The organism is Marinobacter sp., from assembly GCF_044799475.1.
Classification (GTDB): domain Bacteria; phylum Pseudomonadota; class Gammaproteobacteria; order Pseudomonadales; family Oleiphilaceae; genus Marinobacter.
Genome location: NZ_CP085217.1, coordinates 938,260 through 953,926 on the forward strand (window position 1 = coordinate 938,260; position 15,667 = coordinate 953,926).

The 15,667-nt window shown below is 60.6% G+C and carries 12 protein-coding genes and 1 tRNA gene; 1 reads left to right on the forward strand and 12 read right to left on the reverse strand.

Translation table 11 applies throughout. From position 1 onward, the window contains the following. Window positions 1-16 precede the first annotated feature (16 nt). The 8 genes from nuoI to ndhC all read right to left on the reverse strand — a co-directional run bounded on the left by nuoI (window position 17) and on the right by ndhC (window position 9,285). Window positions 17-511 (reverse strand): NADH-quinone oxidoreductase subunit NuoI, encoded by a 495-nt coding sequence (gene nuoI / locus LG327_RS04305; RefSeq protein WP_404369213.1) that lies wholly within the window; start codon window positions 509-511, stop codon window positions 17-19. A gap of 82 nt (window positions 512-593) precedes the next feature. Beyond that, window positions 594-1,571: an NADH-quinone oxidoreductase subunit NuoH gene (gene nuoH / locus LG327_RS04310; RefSeq protein WP_404366255.1), complete on the reverse strand. Its 978-nt coding sequence runs from the start codon at window positions 1,569-1,571 to the stop codon at window positions 594-596. Continuing rightward, the gene (gene nuoG / locus LG327_RS04315; protein WP_404366258.1) at window positions 1,568-4,327 is read right to left on the reverse strand and encodes an NADH-quinone oxidoreductase subunit NuoG; all 2,760 of its coding nucleotides are present in this window, start codon (window positions 4,325-4,327) and stop codon (window positions 1,568-1,570) included. The genes nuoH and nuoG overlap by 4 nt, the downstream gene beginning before the upstream one ends. A 61-nt stretch (window positions 4,328-4,388) precedes the next feature. Further along, entirely contained in the window at window positions 4,389-5,759 is a 1,371-nt protein-coding gene (gene nuoF / locus LG327_RS04320) for an NADH-quinone oxidoreductase subunit NuoF (protein WP_404366261.1), read from the reverse strand. Next, on the reverse strand, window positions 5,756-6,277 hold the full coding sequence (nuoE, locus tag LG327_RS04325) for an NADH-quinone oxidoreductase subunit NuoE (RefSeq protein WP_404366264.1): 522 nt from the start codon (window positions 6,275-6,277) through the stop codon (window positions 5,756-5,758). Before nuoE ends, nuoF begins: the two co-directional genes overlap by 4 nt. Continuing rightward, a complete protein-coding gene (gene nuoC / locus LG327_RS04330; protein ID WP_404366267.1) occupies window positions 6,274-8,046 on the reverse strand; it encodes an NADH-quinone oxidoreductase subunit C/D in 1,773 nt (590 codons plus the stop codon). The genes nuoE and nuoC overlap by 4 nt, the downstream gene beginning before the upstream one ends. A 58-nt stretch (window positions 8,047-8,104) precedes the next feature. Further along, on the reverse strand, window positions 8,105-8,785 hold the full coding sequence (locus LG327_RS04335) for a NuoB/complex I 20 kDa subunit family protein (RefSeq protein WP_404366271.1): 681 nt from the start codon (window positions 8,783-8,785) through the stop codon (window positions 8,105-8,107). A gap of 68 nt (window positions 8,786-8,853) precedes the next feature. Further along, complete coding sequence (gene ndhC / locus LG327_RS04340) at window positions 8,854-9,285, reverse strand: NADH-quinone oxidoreductase subunit A (protein ID WP_404366274.1); 432 nt, start codon at window positions 9,283-9,285, stop codon at window positions 8,854-8,856. Between the two features lie 631 nt (window positions 9,286-9,916). Between ndhC and ggt the strand changes: the two genes are divergently transcribed. Further along, window positions 9,917-11,695 (forward strand): gamma-glutamyltransferase, encoded by a 1,779-nt coding sequence (gene ggt, locus LG327_RS04345; RefSeq protein ID WP_404366277.1) that lies wholly within the window; start codon window positions 9,917-9,919, stop codon window positions 11,693-11,695. Between the two features lie 97 nt (window positions 11,696-11,792). Here the strand turns inward: ggt and LG327_RS04350 are convergent. From LG327_RS04350 to glyQ, 4 genes are all read right to left on the reverse strand, one after another. Next, window positions 11,793-11,869 (reverse strand) — tRNA-Pro (locus LG327_RS04350). A 67-nt stretch (window positions 11,870-11,936) separates the two neighbouring features. After that, the gene (gene gmhB, locus LG327_RS04355; RefSeq protein WP_404366280.1) at window positions 11,937-12,491 is read right to left on the reverse strand and encodes a D-glycero-beta-D-manno-heptose 1,7-bisphosphate 7-phosphatase; all 555 of its coding nucleotides are present in this window, start codon (window positions 12,489-12,491) and stop codon (window positions 11,937-11,939) included. A gap of 3 nt (window positions 12,492-12,494) precedes the next feature. Beyond that, window positions 12,495-14,582 (reverse strand): glycine--tRNA ligase subunit beta, encoded by a 2,088-nt coding sequence (gene glyS, locus LG327_RS04360; protein ID WP_404366283.1) that lies wholly within the window; start codon window positions 14,580-14,582, stop codon window positions 12,495-12,497. 2 nt (window positions 14,583-14,584) lie between these two features. Beyond that, a complete protein-coding gene (glyQ, locus tag LG327_RS04365) occupies window positions 14,585-15,550 on the reverse strand; it encodes a glycine--tRNA ligase subunit alpha (protein WP_404366286.1) in 966 nt (321 codons plus the stop codon). Window positions 15,551-15,667 lie beyond the last annotated feature (117 nt).

The window sequence follows — 15,667 nt, forward strand, 5'->3', positions numbered from 1 at the left end:
CATCTGCTGCCAGGGATCAGGGCAGCAGGGTCTTGATGTCAATGGGCTTCTGCTCATTCGCGGCCTCGCCCTTGCCCTTGCCTCCAATGGCCATGCCCGCCACTTTGTAAAAGTGGTAGTCGTGATCTTTGCCGGGGCCGTCGATCAGCAGGTCTTCCTTTTCGTAAACCAGTTCCTGGCGTTTGTACTCGCCCATCTCGAAATCCGGCGTGAGCTGGATGGCGGAGGTGGGACAGGCTTCTTCGCACATCCCGCAGAAAATGCAGCGGGAAAAGTTTATGCGGAAAAACTCCGGATACCAGCGGCCATCCTCCTGCTCGCCTTTCTGCAGGGAGATGCAGTCCACCGGGCAGGCTACCGCGCACAGGTTGCAGGCCACGCAGCGCTCCTCTCCGTCCGGATCACGGGTCAGCACGATGCGGCCCCGGTAACGGGGTGGCAGGTAAACCTCTTCCTCCGGATAGTTCACCGTGACCCGCTTGCGGAAGCTGTGCATCAGCATCATGCCCATGGTCCGGAGCTGCGACCAGGTGCCGGTTATTACCCATTTCAGCACGTGAGACCTCCTTCTGAATCAAAAGCACTGGGATACCTCATCCCGGCACCATCAGGACAACGGCGCCGGTAACCAGCAGATTGACCAGGGTGAGCGGCAGGCACACCTTCCAGCCGAAACTCATGACCCGGTCATAGCGCGGCCGCGGCAGTGACGCCCGGAGCAGGATGAACAGCATCAGGAAGGCGCCGGTCTTGATGGCAAACCAGAGCACGGGGGGCAGCCAGGGGCCGTGCCAGCCACCGAAGAAAAGCGTGACGATCAGCGCCGAGACCAGCACCATGCCCACATATTCCCCTATGAAGTACATGCCGAACTTCATGCTGGAGTATTCGATGTGGTAGCCATCTGCCAGCTCCTGTTCGGCTTCCGGCTGGTCGAACGGATGCCGGTGCGTCACCGCGATGCCGGCAATCAGAAAGGTGCAGAAGCCGAAAAACTGGGGCACCACGAACCAGAGGCCTTCCTGGGCGGCGACTATGTCCCGCATGTTGAAGGAACCGGTGATGGCCACCACCCCCATCACCGCCAGGCCCATGAACACCTCATAGGACAGGGTCTGGGCGGAGGCCCGCAGGGCGCCGATCAGGGCATATTTGTTGGCGCTGGCCCAGCCGCCGAACAGCACCGCATAGACATTGATGCCGGCCATGGCGAAGAAGAACAGCAGACCAACGTGAAGGTCGGCCACCCCCCAGCCGGGGGTAATGGGAATGATCAGGAAAGCCAGCAGCAGGGAGGCCATGGCAATGCCGGGCGCCAGCACGAACAGGGCGCGGTCGGCAAAGGGCGGTATCCAGTCTTCCTTGAAGAAGATCTTGATCATGTCGGCGATCAGTTGAAGTGAGCCAAAGGGACCTACCCGGTTGGGACCGTAGCGGTCCTGCCAGAGACCCAGCAGTCGTCGTTCCACCACAGTCAGCACTGCCCCAAGCAGCACGGCGCCAAGCAAAATGACCAGGGCCTGGCCCATGGCGATCAGATTGGCGGTCCACTGGGCGGAAATCCAGCTCATGGGCGAACCTCCTCTCGATCGGATAATGGCGGCTGATTCCGGGCGGCAGACAGGATGATCTCAAGACCATTGGTCAGCGCAGGATCGATGCCCGCCGGAATACCGACCAGACCGGTCGGCCAGCTCTGCTGAATCACCACTGGCAGAGTCAGCTGGGTATTTTCGGCAGCAACCCTCATGTATTCGCCGCGGGTCACTCCGAGCCTGTCGGCATCGCCGGGAGAGAGGGTCAATTGGGCAGGGGTGGTCCGCTCCCGGATAGGGGTGGCCCGGCTGGAGGTTTCCTCACCCCCGAACAGCCGTGGCAGTACCACCAGCTGCCACCTGTCAGCGGCAGGCTCGAACCTGGGCGGCACCTCCCGGTGATAGTCATGATGTCCCGGTTCGGGGTGAAGAAGCCTTGCGCCCGGGTCGCCACCACGTAAGTGACCACCCACTTCGTCGGTAAACCTGTTCCACGCCTGTGGTGAATTCCAGCCAGGTGCCCACGCAAAGGGCACCTGTTGCCGGGGCCGGTCGTAGCCGCTGTAGCCTTCCATGGAAAAAGCAAAGGGACTGTCCGGATCCTGGGGCACCCGCGGTTCTGCCACAGCCTGATTGGCTCGCATGGAAGTCCGGCCACTGTACCTGTGGGGCTCCCTGGCCAGTCTGAGTCCGTCAACCCGGAAGTCCGCCGGCAGCGACGCGCCGGTCATGGCTGTCAGGGCCGCATTTTTGCTGGCGCAGTCCTGGGAGATCTCATCGAATGCGATGCTGGCCACTGGCTCGCGGTGCAGGCTGGCTGTCAGGGCATGGAACCAGTGCCAGCTTTCGTGGATCCGGGTTTCCGGTCGCATGTAGCGGGGATCATAGACCTGAAAGAAGCGCTGGGCTCTGCCTTCCAGGCTGACCAGAGTTCCGTCGCCCTCGGCAAAACTGGCTGCCGGCAGGGCCAGGGTGGCCCGGTCCAGTGTTGGCGTATGCTGGTGATCAACAACCAGCAGGGTTTCTGCCTGGTCCAGGGCATGATCCACCCGTTTCCGGTCAAGGCGTTGGTAAAGGTCGTTTTCCAGCACGATCACCGCATCGGCGTGCTGGCCTTCCAGCTCTTCCAGCGCCCATTCAAGGGGTTGGCCGCCCAGCATTTCAATGCCGGTGCTGTTGGCCTCAGGTCGAACCAGCAGTAGCCCGCCGTCTCTGGCACGACGGGCGAGGGCCCGGGCGATATTTCCGGCGGCCTCGATAATGTCTGGCGAGTCCAGCGAGCTGCCACTGATCACCAGTGGCCTGCTGGCAGCCAGCAGGGCTCCGGCGATCGCATGTGCCTGTTCCGCAATATCGTTATCAAGTCCCTCGACGCCGGGCGCGGCCGGGTCGATTCGGTGGGCAATGGCATGTCCAAGCCGGGCAATATCCGCCGACGCCAGGAACTGGCGTGCTGCGGTAACTTCATCCAGTCCGGTTGAGCCCGGCCAGGCAATGAACACAGGGTGGTAGCGGTCCTGGCCCATGGTCTTGACCGCCTCGGCATTCCAGCCAGGAACGCCGATACCGGCCGCCAGTTCCCTTTGCCTTGTCAGTGCTGCCTGGCGAACGGCAAGTCCGAGCCTGGCTGCGCTCTGGATAAGGTCTTCCCCCAGCACCAGGATGGCATCGTGGGATTCCACATCCCGAAGTGTCGGTGTGGGCAGGCCACAGGTGCGATTGAGCCGGGTCATGCGATGCAGGCAGTCCTGGCTCACGGCGGTGAGCCCGGTGGAGAAATTGTCCTCACCAACCAGTTGCCGGAGCTGGTGATTGCTTTCCAGACTGGCCCGGGGCGAGCCTATGCCAATGATCCTCCGGGCGCTGCGCAGGGCATCACCCCCATGGTCCAGGGCGGCATCCACACCGAGCGGAATCGCCTCTTCGCCTGGCCGGCAGCGCCACAGGGGCTGACGTGGACGGTCTTCCCGGTTGGTGTAGCCGTAGCCGAAACGGCCGCGGTCACAGAGGAAGTAACCATTCACTTCACCGTTGTACCGGTTCTCGATGCGGCGGATTTCGCCGTAGCGCTCCCCGGGGCTTGTATTACAGCCGACGCCGCACTGATGGCAGATACCGGGAGCAAACTGCAGGTCCCATTTGCGGGTGTAATGGTCAGAATGGGTCTGGTCGGTAAACACCCCTGTGGGGCAGACCTCGGTGAGGTTGCCGGCGAATTCGCTTTCCAGCACCCCTTCCCGGTGCCGGCCAAAATAGATGTTGTCGTTGGCGCCGAATGCGCCCAGGTCCTTGCCTCCGGCATAGTCATTGTAAAAGCGCGTGCACCGATAACAGGTGATGCAGCGGTTCATCTCGTGGGCGATAAAGGGGCCCAGATACTGGTTGCGGTGGGTGCGCTTGCGGAAACGGTAACGGCGGCTGTCATGGCCGGTCATCACGGTCATGTCCTGGAGGTGGCAGTGGCCGCCCTCCTCGCATACCGGGCAGTCGTGGGGGTGATGCATCATCAGCCATTCGATGACGCTGGCGCGGAATTTCCGGGCTTCGTCATCCTCGATGGCAATGCGGGTGCCGTCTTTGGCCGGGGTCATGCACGACATGACCAGCATGCCCCTGTCGTCGTCCTCATCCTTGTACTGGCGCACGGCGCACTGGCGGCAGGCACCGACGCTGCCCATGGCCGGGTGCCAGCAGAAATAGGGCACATTCAGCCCCAGTGACAGGCAGGCCTGAAGCAGGTTGTCAGCGCCGTTGACCTCGTAGGTCTGGCCGTCCACATGAATCGTCCCCATGACGTTGGCTTACTCCCTCCTGGTTGCTGATGCCGGGTATTGGCCCCTTGCTTTGATCCTCTTAGATATCCCCCACTGGAATCGGATCCGCATGGGCAACGCCCCGGGGCTTATTCACCCCGTCCTCGAATTCCTTACGAAAATGTTTCAGTGCCGTTTCCATGGGCATGGCAGCGCCGGGGGCGTGGGCGCAGAAGGTCAGGCCGGGGCCGTTGTCGACGGCGAGCTTCTCCAGCATCTCCACATCCCCTTCCTGTCCTTCGCCCTGCTCCATTGCCATCAGGATTTTCGCCGCCCAGGACAGGCCATCCCGGCAGGGGGTGCACCAGCCGCAGGACTCCCGGGCAAAGAACTGCTCCAGATTGCGCAGCACAGAGATCATGCTCTGGTCTTCGGTGACCACGGTGATCAGGCCGGTCCCGAGACGGCTGCCCTCCTTTCCCACAGTGTCAAAATCCAGCGGCAGCTCCAGGTGTTCCGGCAGCAGGAAGCCGGTGCTGGCGCCACCCGGCAGCCAGGCCTTGAGGCCGCGGTCACCGCGGATGCCGCCGGCGAGATCCATTATTTCCTGGCCGGTGGTTCCCATGGGCAGTTCCCAGAGCCCGGGCCGGTTGACCAGACCGGAGGCGCCATAGAGCTTGGTGCCACCGTCCTCTGTGCGGTCCCCGGAAAGTTCCTGGTACCAGTCGGATCCGTTCAGAAGCACCGCCGGGGCATTGCACAGGGTTTCGACGTTGTTCACCACCGTGGGCTTGCCCCAGGCGCCGGACTGGCCGGGGAAAGGCGGCTTGGCCCGGGGGTTGGCGCGCTTGCCTTCGAGAGAATTGAGCAGAGCGGTTTCTTCACCGCAGATGTAACGGCCGGCGCCGGTGTGGAGGATGATGTCGAAATCGAAGCCGCTGCCGGCGATGCTGTTCCCAAGCCAGCCAGCCTCGCGGGCTTCTTTCAGTGCCTGGTTCAGCACTCTTGCCGACTCCACATATTCGGCCCGCAGGAAGATGTAACCGAGTTTCGAGTTGTTGGCCCAGGCTCCGAGAATCATGCCTTCAATCAGCAGGTGCGGCTGCTGCTCCATGAGCAGGCGGTCCTTGAAGGTTCCCGGCTCCATCTCGTCGGCATTGCACACGAGGTAGCCGCGGGGTATGCCATCCCCCTGCATGGTCAGGCTCCACTTGAGACCGGCGGAAAAGCCCGCGCCGCCACGGCCGCGGACGTTGGCCTCTTTCATGGCGCTAATGACTTCCTGTGGACTTTTTTCATTGAGCACTTTGCGGACAGACTGGTAGCCGTCCTTTGCCAGGTAGTCCTTCAGGTCCACAATCCGGCCATCGTCATTCAGCCGCCAGGTCAGCGGATGGGTGTCCTGACTGCGCTCAGAGGATTTCTGCAGCAGGCGGCTCTGATAGCGCAGGGCTTCGCGACGGCTGGTCATGAATAGTCCTCCAGCAGGCCGGCGATATCGTCTGGTAGTACGGGACCGTAGGTATCTTCATCAATCATCATGGCCGGTCCGCCGTCGCAGGCGCCCAGACAGCACACGGGGAGCAGGGTGAAACGGTCGTCCGGTGTGGTCTGACCAAACCCTATGCCCAGGTGTTCAACAAGAGCATCCCTCAGTGGCTCGAAGCCGGTGAGAAAGCAGGAGCTGCTGTCACAGACCAGGATCACATGCCGGCCAACCGGCTGGCGGAAGATCAGGCTGTAAAAGGTGGCCACCCCCTCTACACTGGCCGGCCCCACACCCAGCACGTCGCCAATGACCGGAATGGCGCCATCCGGCACCCAGCCTTCCCGACGCTGGACGATCTTCAGAGCCTCGATACAGGCTGCCTGGGGCTGCTCGAAGTGTTCAAGTTCCTGCTCGATGGCCTTCCGGTCATCCGGATGCAGTGCGAACCCGTCGCCGTCACTGGCGATTGTTTCTGTCGTGGTGTTGTGCTGGTTGCTCATCGGTCCACGTCCGCCATGACAAAATCAATGCTGCCCAGATGGGCTATGAGATCCGGCACAAAACCACCTCGCATCAGTGAGGGAATCTGCTGGAGGTGGGGGAAACTCGGTGTGCGAATACGGGTCCGATAGCTCATGGTGCTGCCGTCGCTGGTCAGGTAATAGCTGTTGATGCCCTTGGTGGCCTCGATCATCTGCATGGATTCATTGGGCTCCAGCACCGGCCCCCAGGACACCTGCAGGAAATGGGTAATCAGGGTCTCTATGTGCTGCAGCATCTGTTCCCGGGGCGGCGGCGTGGTCAGGGGATGATCGGCCTTGTAGCGTCCTGCCGGCATGTTGTTTACGCACTGCTGGATGATCCTCAGGCTCTGGCGCATTTCCTCGATGCGGATCTGCCCCCGGTCAAACACGTCGCCGTTGGCTGCCAGTGGAACTTCAAAGTCGAACCGGTCGTAGCCGGAATAGGGCCGCTTTTTGCGCAGGTCAAAATCGCAGCCTGTCGCCCGGAGATTGGGTCCGGTAACGCCCCACTCCAGGGCCTCCCTGGTATTGAAGCCCGCAATATCCACCGTCCGCTCCCGGAAAATGGCGTTCTCCATCATTACCTTTTCATATTCCCGCAGGCGTTTGGGCATCCAGTCCAGAAAACGCTGAACCAGTTGCTCCCAGCCGCTGGGCAGGTCCTGCATCAGGCCGCCAATGCGGTACCAGGCCGGATGCATTCGGAAGCCGGTGATGCCCTCGATCACCTCATAGGCTTTCTGGCGATCAGTGAAAGTAAAGAAGACCGGGGACATGGCCCCAAGATCCTGCAGATAGGTGCCGAGAAACAGCAAATGGCTGCTGATGCGGAATATCTCCGCCATCATCACCCGGACCACCTCCACCCGCTCCGGCACCTGGATGCCGGCCAGCTTTTCCACCGCCAGCACATAGGGCAGGTTGTTCATGACGCCGCCGGTGTAATCCACCCGGTCGGTATAGGGAATGAAGCTGTGCCAGGACTGACGCTCCGCCATCTTTTCCACGCCCCGGTGGTGATAGCCTATGTCCGGCACGCAGTCGATGATTTCCTCCCCGTCCAGCTGGAGCACAATGCGAAAGGCGCCGTGGGCAGAGGGATGATTGGGCCCAAGGTTGAGAAACATGAACTCGGTGCCATTGCTCTCCCGCTTCATGCCCCAGGCTTCGGGGTCGAATTTCATGGCCTCCTGTTCTTTGTCCTGGCCGGCCACGGTCAGGGAATAGGGATCGAATTCGGTAGCCCTGGCAGGATAGTCCCGGCGCAGAGGGTGGCCGGTCCAGGTGGGCGGCATGAGTATCCGCGCCAGGTGGGGATGGCCACTGAATTCAATGCCAAACATGTCCCAGACTTCCCGCTCGTACCAGTTGGCATTGGGGAAAACAGAAATGCAGCTGGGCAGGACAAGGCTGTTCGCGCTCAGGGCGACTTTCAGGAGAAGGTCGGCGTTCCGGTCGATGGAAAGCAGGTGGTAGAAAACCGTGAAATCCGATTCGGGCAGGTCTTTGCGGTGGGTTCTGAGGCGCTCGTCGATGGCCGACAGGTCGTAGAGCATGCTGAAAGGGGAAGGCAGATCCCGCAAAAAGCCGAGGACGTCAATCAGACAGCGCTGATCCACCCAGAGTACCGGCATGCCGGTACGGGTTTCCTGACGGATGAACGCCTCTTCACCAAACCGCCTGCTCAGGGTTCCAGGAAGATCATCGTCGGCTGTTGGCGTTGATGGCCGATTTGCTGGGTCCATGCTCGTGGTTTTACTCCTGAAAATTCAGTCGTTAACCGACGGGTACTGCGTGATCCCCTCAGAGTTTGTCCGGTGTCCTCAGTTCTGTGGTCCGGATTCGCCTTTCCCGGTGCTTTTCCCGCTGCGAAGGCATGTCTGCCCGGTAAACGCCCTGGTCTCCGACCACCCAGGACAGTGGTCGACGTTCCTCCTGAATGGAATCCTGCAGCAGCTGCAGGCCCTGCAGAAAGGCTTCCGGGCGGGGCGGACAGCCCGGGATGTACACGTCCACCGGCAGGAATTTGTCCACTCCCTGCACCACCGAGTAGATATCGTACATTCCGCCGGAATTGGCACAGGAACCCATGGAAATCACCCACTTGGGTTCCAGCATCTGGTCGTAAAGCTGCTGTATGACAGGCGCCATCTTGATGAAACAGGTGCCGGCGATCACGATGAAATCCGACTGTCGCGGTGACGCCCTGATCACTTCCGAGCCAAAACGGGCAATGTCATGGGGAGAAGTGAATGCCGTGGTCATTTCAACATAACAGCATGACAGGCCGAAGTTGTAGGGCCAGAGCGAATTTTTACGGCCCCAGTTGACGGCGTTATTCAGCACTTCACTGAGCTTGCCGGTGAAGACATTGCGCTCCAGCTGCTGTTGTACCGGGTCTTCCACCTTTCGGCCCCGGTCCACCGGGTATCGGTCGTCCCTTCCCGGTTGCGGGGCGTCGGCTGGCGTCAGTGTGTATGACATGCAAAAGCTCCAGTGAACACACGGTGGCCAGGCCCGGACCGAATTCCGGACCTGACGGTTGCTATCAGTTACTGAACAGGCTTGCTGCCGGAGGCCGGAACTGCTGGCTTGTGCCGGCGCCTGGGTGCCCAGTCCAGGGCGCCTACCCGGCTGTCGTAAAGCAGACCCGCGAGCAGGATAAAGATGAATACGGCAGCACCCCAGAAACCGGGCCAGCCCGTTTCCTCCACCGCAACGGCCCAGGCAAACAGAAACACCGCCTCGATATCGAAGATGACGAACAGCATGGCGACGAGATAGAACTTTACGGAAAAGCGCTGACGGGCGCTGCCGGTACCGATAATGCCTGACTCAAAAGGCAGGTTCCTGCTCACACCGCGGCTGCGTCCTCCCAGCAGGCTGGAAGCGCCGATCATGAACACACACAGGCCAAGCACGGCCACAACAAACAGCCCGATAGCCCAGTTCTGGGCGATGCCCTGTGAGATCTGTTCGGTCATTCGCCCCTCCGATGGACTCTGGTTACCTTCGTAAGAAACTGTTTTAAAAGCTAACAGGGGAACGGGGAAAGCGCAAATGGAGAACAAGGCGGCGCTGCGGAATCAGGGGGCCGGGTCATTACCAGCTTGCCTGGGTTGCTGAATTCAGTGGGAGGGCTGAAGTTCGTTGCTGTCGCTGGTCATCAGACGCAGCAGGCGCGGATCCAGAAAAAGCTTTTCGTTGCCGATGAGGGTGCCGGGCACTTTGCGGACATCCATGTCGATGCTACAAACATGGCAATAATCCATGTCGAAAAAATACTAAAAAATCGACATAGGCAGAAACGATGTCGATGCCGACGACCTGGCCTGATCAGGCACTGAGCCAGCATCGTTTCCTGCGGGAGCAGGCTGAAAACAGCTGATGGCTGACTGCCACAGCCAGCCGTTTTGTCGAAGTATTTTACAGTATTTCACAATGCAGAAATTCGAGACATGCCATCCATCGCGGCTAGGCTCTGAACCCTAATGCTTTGTCTTTCCGTGGCCCGGTAATTGCGTTCAAATCATCGTCCTGAAGCCAACCACTTCTCGACTGGCATGATTCAATCACAAGTGCGGCCAGGCAGAGCCTGGTCACAGGAGAATAATAATGAAAAAACGATTTTTAAGTGTCGCTTTTTCTCTGGCGCTGGGTCTGCCCGGCGCCTGGGCAACGGACCTTCCTCAGGCCCAGACCACTGAGCGTGAAATGGTCGTCACCGCAAACCCGCTGGCCACGGCAGCCGGCGCGAAAATTCTCAAAAACGGTGGTACCGCGGCAGATGCCATGATTGCAGTGCAGACCATGCTCAGTCTGGTCGAGCCCCAGTCGAGCGGGATTGGCGGCGGCGCGTTCATCGTTTATTACGATGCTGAGACTGGCACCACAACCACCATCGATGCCCGTGAAACGGCACCGGCGTCGGTGGACGAAGCACTTTTCCTGAATGAAGAAGGCGATTCAATCGGTTTTCTGAACGCCTGGCAGAGTGGCCTCTCCGTGGGGGTGCCGGGTGTGCCCCGCATGATGGAGTACATGCATGAGCAGTACGGCCGGCTGCCCTGGCAGCGTTTGTTCGTACCGGCCATCACCCAGGCTCAGAAAGGCTTTTCTCTAACGGAGCGTACCAGTGACCAGGTCGCCGGGCTTCTGGCGCGCAACCCGTCCTGTCAGGATCGACTGTTCTTCCGTGACCCCACCGCCCTCAATTACTTCGCTGACAGCGAGACATGTGAGGCCAAACCCGCCGGTACACTTATCAAAAACCGGGATTATGCCCAAACGCTGAAGCTGCTGGCCCGTGATGGTGCAGATGCCTTTTACACCGGGCCCATCGCACAGGATGTGGTTAACGCCGTCCAGACGGATCCCAATATCCCCGGCTCAATGAGCCTGGCAGACCTGGCCGGCTATCAGGTAATTGAACGGCCGCCGGTGTGCATCCTTTACCGCGGCAATAACGTCTGTGGGATGGGCCCGCCGTCTTCCGGTGGACTGGCCGTCGGTCAGATCATGGGCGTGCTGGAGAACTTTGACCTGGCGGGCAGAAATCCGCTGGACGAGGAGGTGGTTCATCTCTTCACCCAGGCCATGCGGATCGCGTTCGCCGACCGGAACCAGTATGTCGCCGACAGCGATTTCATCACCGTTCCGGTTGAGGGCATGCTGGACAAGCAATATCTTGAAACCCGCGCTGACCTGATTGGTGAGAATGACCTTGGCGTAGTTGCCCCTGGCAATCCCCCAGGTGTGTTTGACCCCTCTGCTCCGGGCATCGATGAGCCAGGCGCGGGCACCAGCCACGTCTCCATTGTCGACCGGTTTGGCAATGCGCTGTCGATGACCACCACCATCGAAAGCTCGTTCGGGAATGGAGTGATGGTGGCTGGCCGCGGATTTCTGCTCAACAATCAGTTGACCGATTTCAGCTTCCAGCCCACCTCCAGCACCGGGGAACTGATTGCCAACCGCGTACAGCCAGGAAAGCGGCCCCGCAGTTCCATGGCTCCGACCATTGTCCTTGATCTGGATGGTCGGGTTTCGCTGGTCACGGGTTCGCCGGGCGGCTTTCGGATTATTGGCTACACCGCCAAGACCATCATGAACGTGTTTGATTTTGGACTTGACCCACAGGAAGCCATCAATGTGCCGCATTACCAGAACACGAACAGCAGCAGTCCAACCTCAGCCACGGTCCTGGAGGAACCTATCCCGGGCGTGACGCTGGACTATGATGTCGCTGCACTTAAGTCCGATCTGGAAGAAGACAGAGGACATGCGGTTGGTGTCGCGACCCTGACCAGTGGATTGTCCTTGATACAGGTAACACCGAGCGGTCTTGTTGGCGGAGCCGACATGCGTCGTGATGGCGCAATCGGAGGACGCTAGGCCGCAATAAGCAAGCCTTGCCTTGAACAAAAAAGGCCGGCCCATAACCTGGCCGGCCTTTTTTGTGTGATATGCCATTCTGTGTGCTGTGCAATTCTGGTCGGCGTGGCAGGATTCGAACCTGCGACCCCTTCGTCCCGAACGAAGTGCGCTACCAAGCTGCGCCACACGCCGATAAGGCCGGTATTATACTCAACATGGCGCCGAATGCCAGCCTGTGGCGGCGCGGTCCCTGGGAATTTCAGGCCTCCCCATGCACCGCCAGGAGGTGGTCTGTGAGGGCGGCCAGATCGTCGAATACTTCCACCCCGACCAGGGGTTGGCTCCGGAGATGATGTTCCGTGTCGCGTCCGTTGCCAGTGCGAACCAGCCAGGGCCTGCAGCCAGCGGAAATGCCAGCCTCAAGATCCTTGCGGCTGTCTCCTGCCATCAGGCTGCCGGTCAGGGTTTCCAAGCCCAGGGCATTCCGGATTTCGTGCAGCAGGCCGGGCTCTGGCTTGCGGCAGCTGCAGCCTGCATCCGGATGGTGCGGGCAGTAGGCGATATGCTCAATGCGGCCACCGACACCTGCCACCAGCTCCCGCAGGCGCTGATGCATGGCATCCAGGGCATCCCGGTCATAGAGGCCACGGCCAATCCCGGACTGGTTGGTGGCTATCGCCACCCTGTACCCCGCCCGGCATAGTCTGCCGATGGCCTCGATGCTGCCGGGCAGGGGTCGCCACTCCTCCACTGAACAGATGTAATGGCCGTCGTAATGATTGATCACGCCATCCCTGTCCAGGATGATCAGCATTTCCTAGCCCTGGCCTGAGGTTGGTAGCAGTGAGATATCCGCGACCCTCAGAAAGAGGTTGCGCAGGCGGTTCAGCAGGGCCAGGCGGTTGTTCCGGACGGCTTCGTCGTCGGTCATCACCATGACTTCATCGAAAAACCGGTCCACTGGCGCCCGCAGACTGGCCAGAGAACTCAGGGCGGCGGTGTAATCGCCTTTTTCGAACAGGGGCAGCACTCTGTCTGCCTGCAGGTTGACCTGCTCGGCCAGGGCCTTTTCTGCGTCTTCCTGCAGCAGGTGGCCGTCGACGGTTTCAGTAACCTGGTCGGCGCCCTGCTTGGTCAGGATGTTGGATACCCGCTTGTTGGCTGCGGCCAGTGCTTCTGCTTCCGGCATCTGACGGAAGGCTTCCACGGCTCTTACCCGCTGGTCGAAGTCCAGCGGGCGGGTGGGCCGGCGGGCGTGCACCGCGAGGTAGACCTCGGCGCCAATGCCCTGCTCGTCGTAATGCGCCCGGAACCGCTCCAGCATGTAATCCACCACGGCAGTGGCTGGATCATCAGCCGCAAGGCTGCTGAAGTTCTCCGCGGCCCACTCGCAGCAGGTCTGGAGATCCAGCGGCAACTGACGGTCAATGATGATGCGCAGTACGCCAAGGGAAGCCCGGCGCAGTCCGAAAGGATCCCGTGTACCGGAGGGCGGCTGGTTGATGCCAAACAGGCCGACCAGTGAGTCCAGCCGGTCGGCAATGGCCAGGGCGCAGCCGGTGAGGGTTGCCGGCAGATCGTCCCCGGCAAAGCGGGGCATGTACTGCTCGTTCAGAGCCCTGGCCACATCGGCATGTTCGCCGTCGTGGACTGCGTAGTACTGACCCATGATCCCCTGGAGATCGGTAAATTCCAGCACCATCTCGGTGACAAGGTCGGTCTTGGCCAGCATGGCTGCCCGTTCGGCCAGAGCCGGGTCACTGCCAATGACCCCGGCAATGCGGGCTGCAAGGGCAGCAACGCGCACGGACTTGTCGTGAATGCTGCCCAGTTTTTCCTGGAAGACAATGGGCTTGAGCCGCTCAATGCGGTCTTCCAGAGGGGTCTTGCGGTCCGTCTCATAGAAGAAGGCGGCATCGGACAGACGGGGGCGGATAACCTTTTCATTGCCGGAAATCACCTGTCCCGGGTCCTTGCTCTCAAGGTTGGCTACGGTGATAAACAGCGGCAGCATGCGGTTGTCGGAATCCACCACGTGGAAGTACTTCTGATGTTCCTTCATGGAGGAAATCAGAGCCTCCGGCGGTACTTCAAGGAAACGCTCCTCGAACCGGCCCATCAGCGGTACAGGCCACTCGTTCAGTGAGGTGACTTCGTCCAGCAGCTCGTCATCGATCACGGCGGTTCCGCCGGCCTGTTCACGTGCGATGGCCTCGACGCCGGCGCGTATTTTTGCCCTGCGCTCGGCAAAGTCGGCAATCACCCAGCCTTCCTTGCGGAGGACGATTTCATAGTCAGCCGGCGTGGGAATAATCAGGGATTCCGGGCAGTGGAAGCGGTGACCCCGTGTCTTGTTGCCGGGTTTGAGTCCCATGATCGGGCTGTCGATCACCTTGTTGCCCATCAGCAGCACAATCCAGTGAACCGGACGGACAAATTCGGTCCTGTGGGCACCCCAGCGCATGCGCTTGGGAATCGGCAGGCCGGCCAGGGCCTGCTCGATAAGACCCGGCAGCAGCTCGGTGGTGGCTCTGCCCTGCTCCACGGTCCGGTAGACAACCCAGGCGCCCTTGTCGGTCTCCAGGGTGTCCAGCTGGTCCGGAGTTACGCCCTGGGAGGTGGCGAAGCCGGTGAGGGCGCGGGTGGGGTTGCCGGCGGCATCAAACGCTGCCTTGACGGCAGGGCCGCGGCGCTCCACTGCCTTGTCTGGCTGGGCAGCAGCAAGCTCTCTTACCCGGATGGCGAGGCGCCTCGGAGCAGCAAAGGATTCCGCCCTGGCAAATTCAATACCAGCGTCTTCAAGCCCTTTGGTGAGGCCATTAGTAAAAGCTCGGGACAGGGTCTTGAGAGCCCTGGGTGGCAGTTCTTCGGTGCCGATTTCGACCAGAAAATCCTGTATTGCCATGATTAAGCCTTCCCCTTCCCGGATCCGGTTTCAGTATCCGCCAGCATTTCGTCGCGGAGAGCGGCCGTGGCCATAGGGAAGCCCAGCGCCTTGCGGCTGTCAAAATACGCCTGGGCCACTGCCCGGGCAAGGGTCCGGACACGCAGAATGAAACGCTGGCGCTCGGTGACCGAAATGGCGTGACGGGCGTCCAGCATGTTGAATGTGTGAGAGGCCTTGAGGACCTGCTCATAGGCGGGCAGCGCCAGCCCGGCTTCGATCAGGCGCTGGCTTTCGCGTTCATGGACATCAAAACTGTGGAACAGAAAAGTGGTGTCTGCCTGCTCGAAGTTGTAGGTGGACATCTCCACCTCGTTCTGGTGGAACACGTCGCCGTAGGTGACGTCGCCGTTGGGACCGGTGGTCCAGACCAGGTCGTAGACACTGTCCACGCCCTGCAGGTACATGGCGATGCGCTCCAGACCGTAAGTGAGTTCCCCGGTCACCGGGTAGCATTCAAGACCGCCGACCTGCTGGAAGTAGGTGAACTGGGTAACTTCCATGCCGTTGAGCCAGATTTCCCAGCCCAGGCCCCAGGCGCCAAGAGTTGGCGATTCCCAGTTGTCTTCCACGAAGCGGATGTCGTGGACCAGCGGGTCCAGGCCCAGGGCCCGAAGTGAGTCCAGGTAGAGTTCCTGGATGTCGTCCGGGGACGGCTTGAGTACCACCTGAAACTGGTAGTAATGCTGCAGGCGGTTGGGGTTTTCACCATAGCGGCCGTCTGTGGGACGCCGGCTGGGCTGGACGTAGGCGGCATTCCAGGTCTCCGGGCCTATGGCGCGAAGGAAGGTGGCGGGATGAAAGGTGCCCGCCCCCACTTCCATGTCCAGTGGCTGGAGTACCACGCAGCCATGCTGCGCCCAGAACTTCTGCAGGGCCAGAATCAGGCCCTGAAAGGTTTTAATGTCCGTATTTGCCTTGTCTGTCACGACGATTGCCTGCTGAGCTGTCTGTGTGTTGTGCAGGCTTCTGCCCCGGCCTGCACATCGAAGGACCGGAATTATACGCTGCTGGCGTGGCTAATTCTAAGGAGTCTCTGAAAAAGA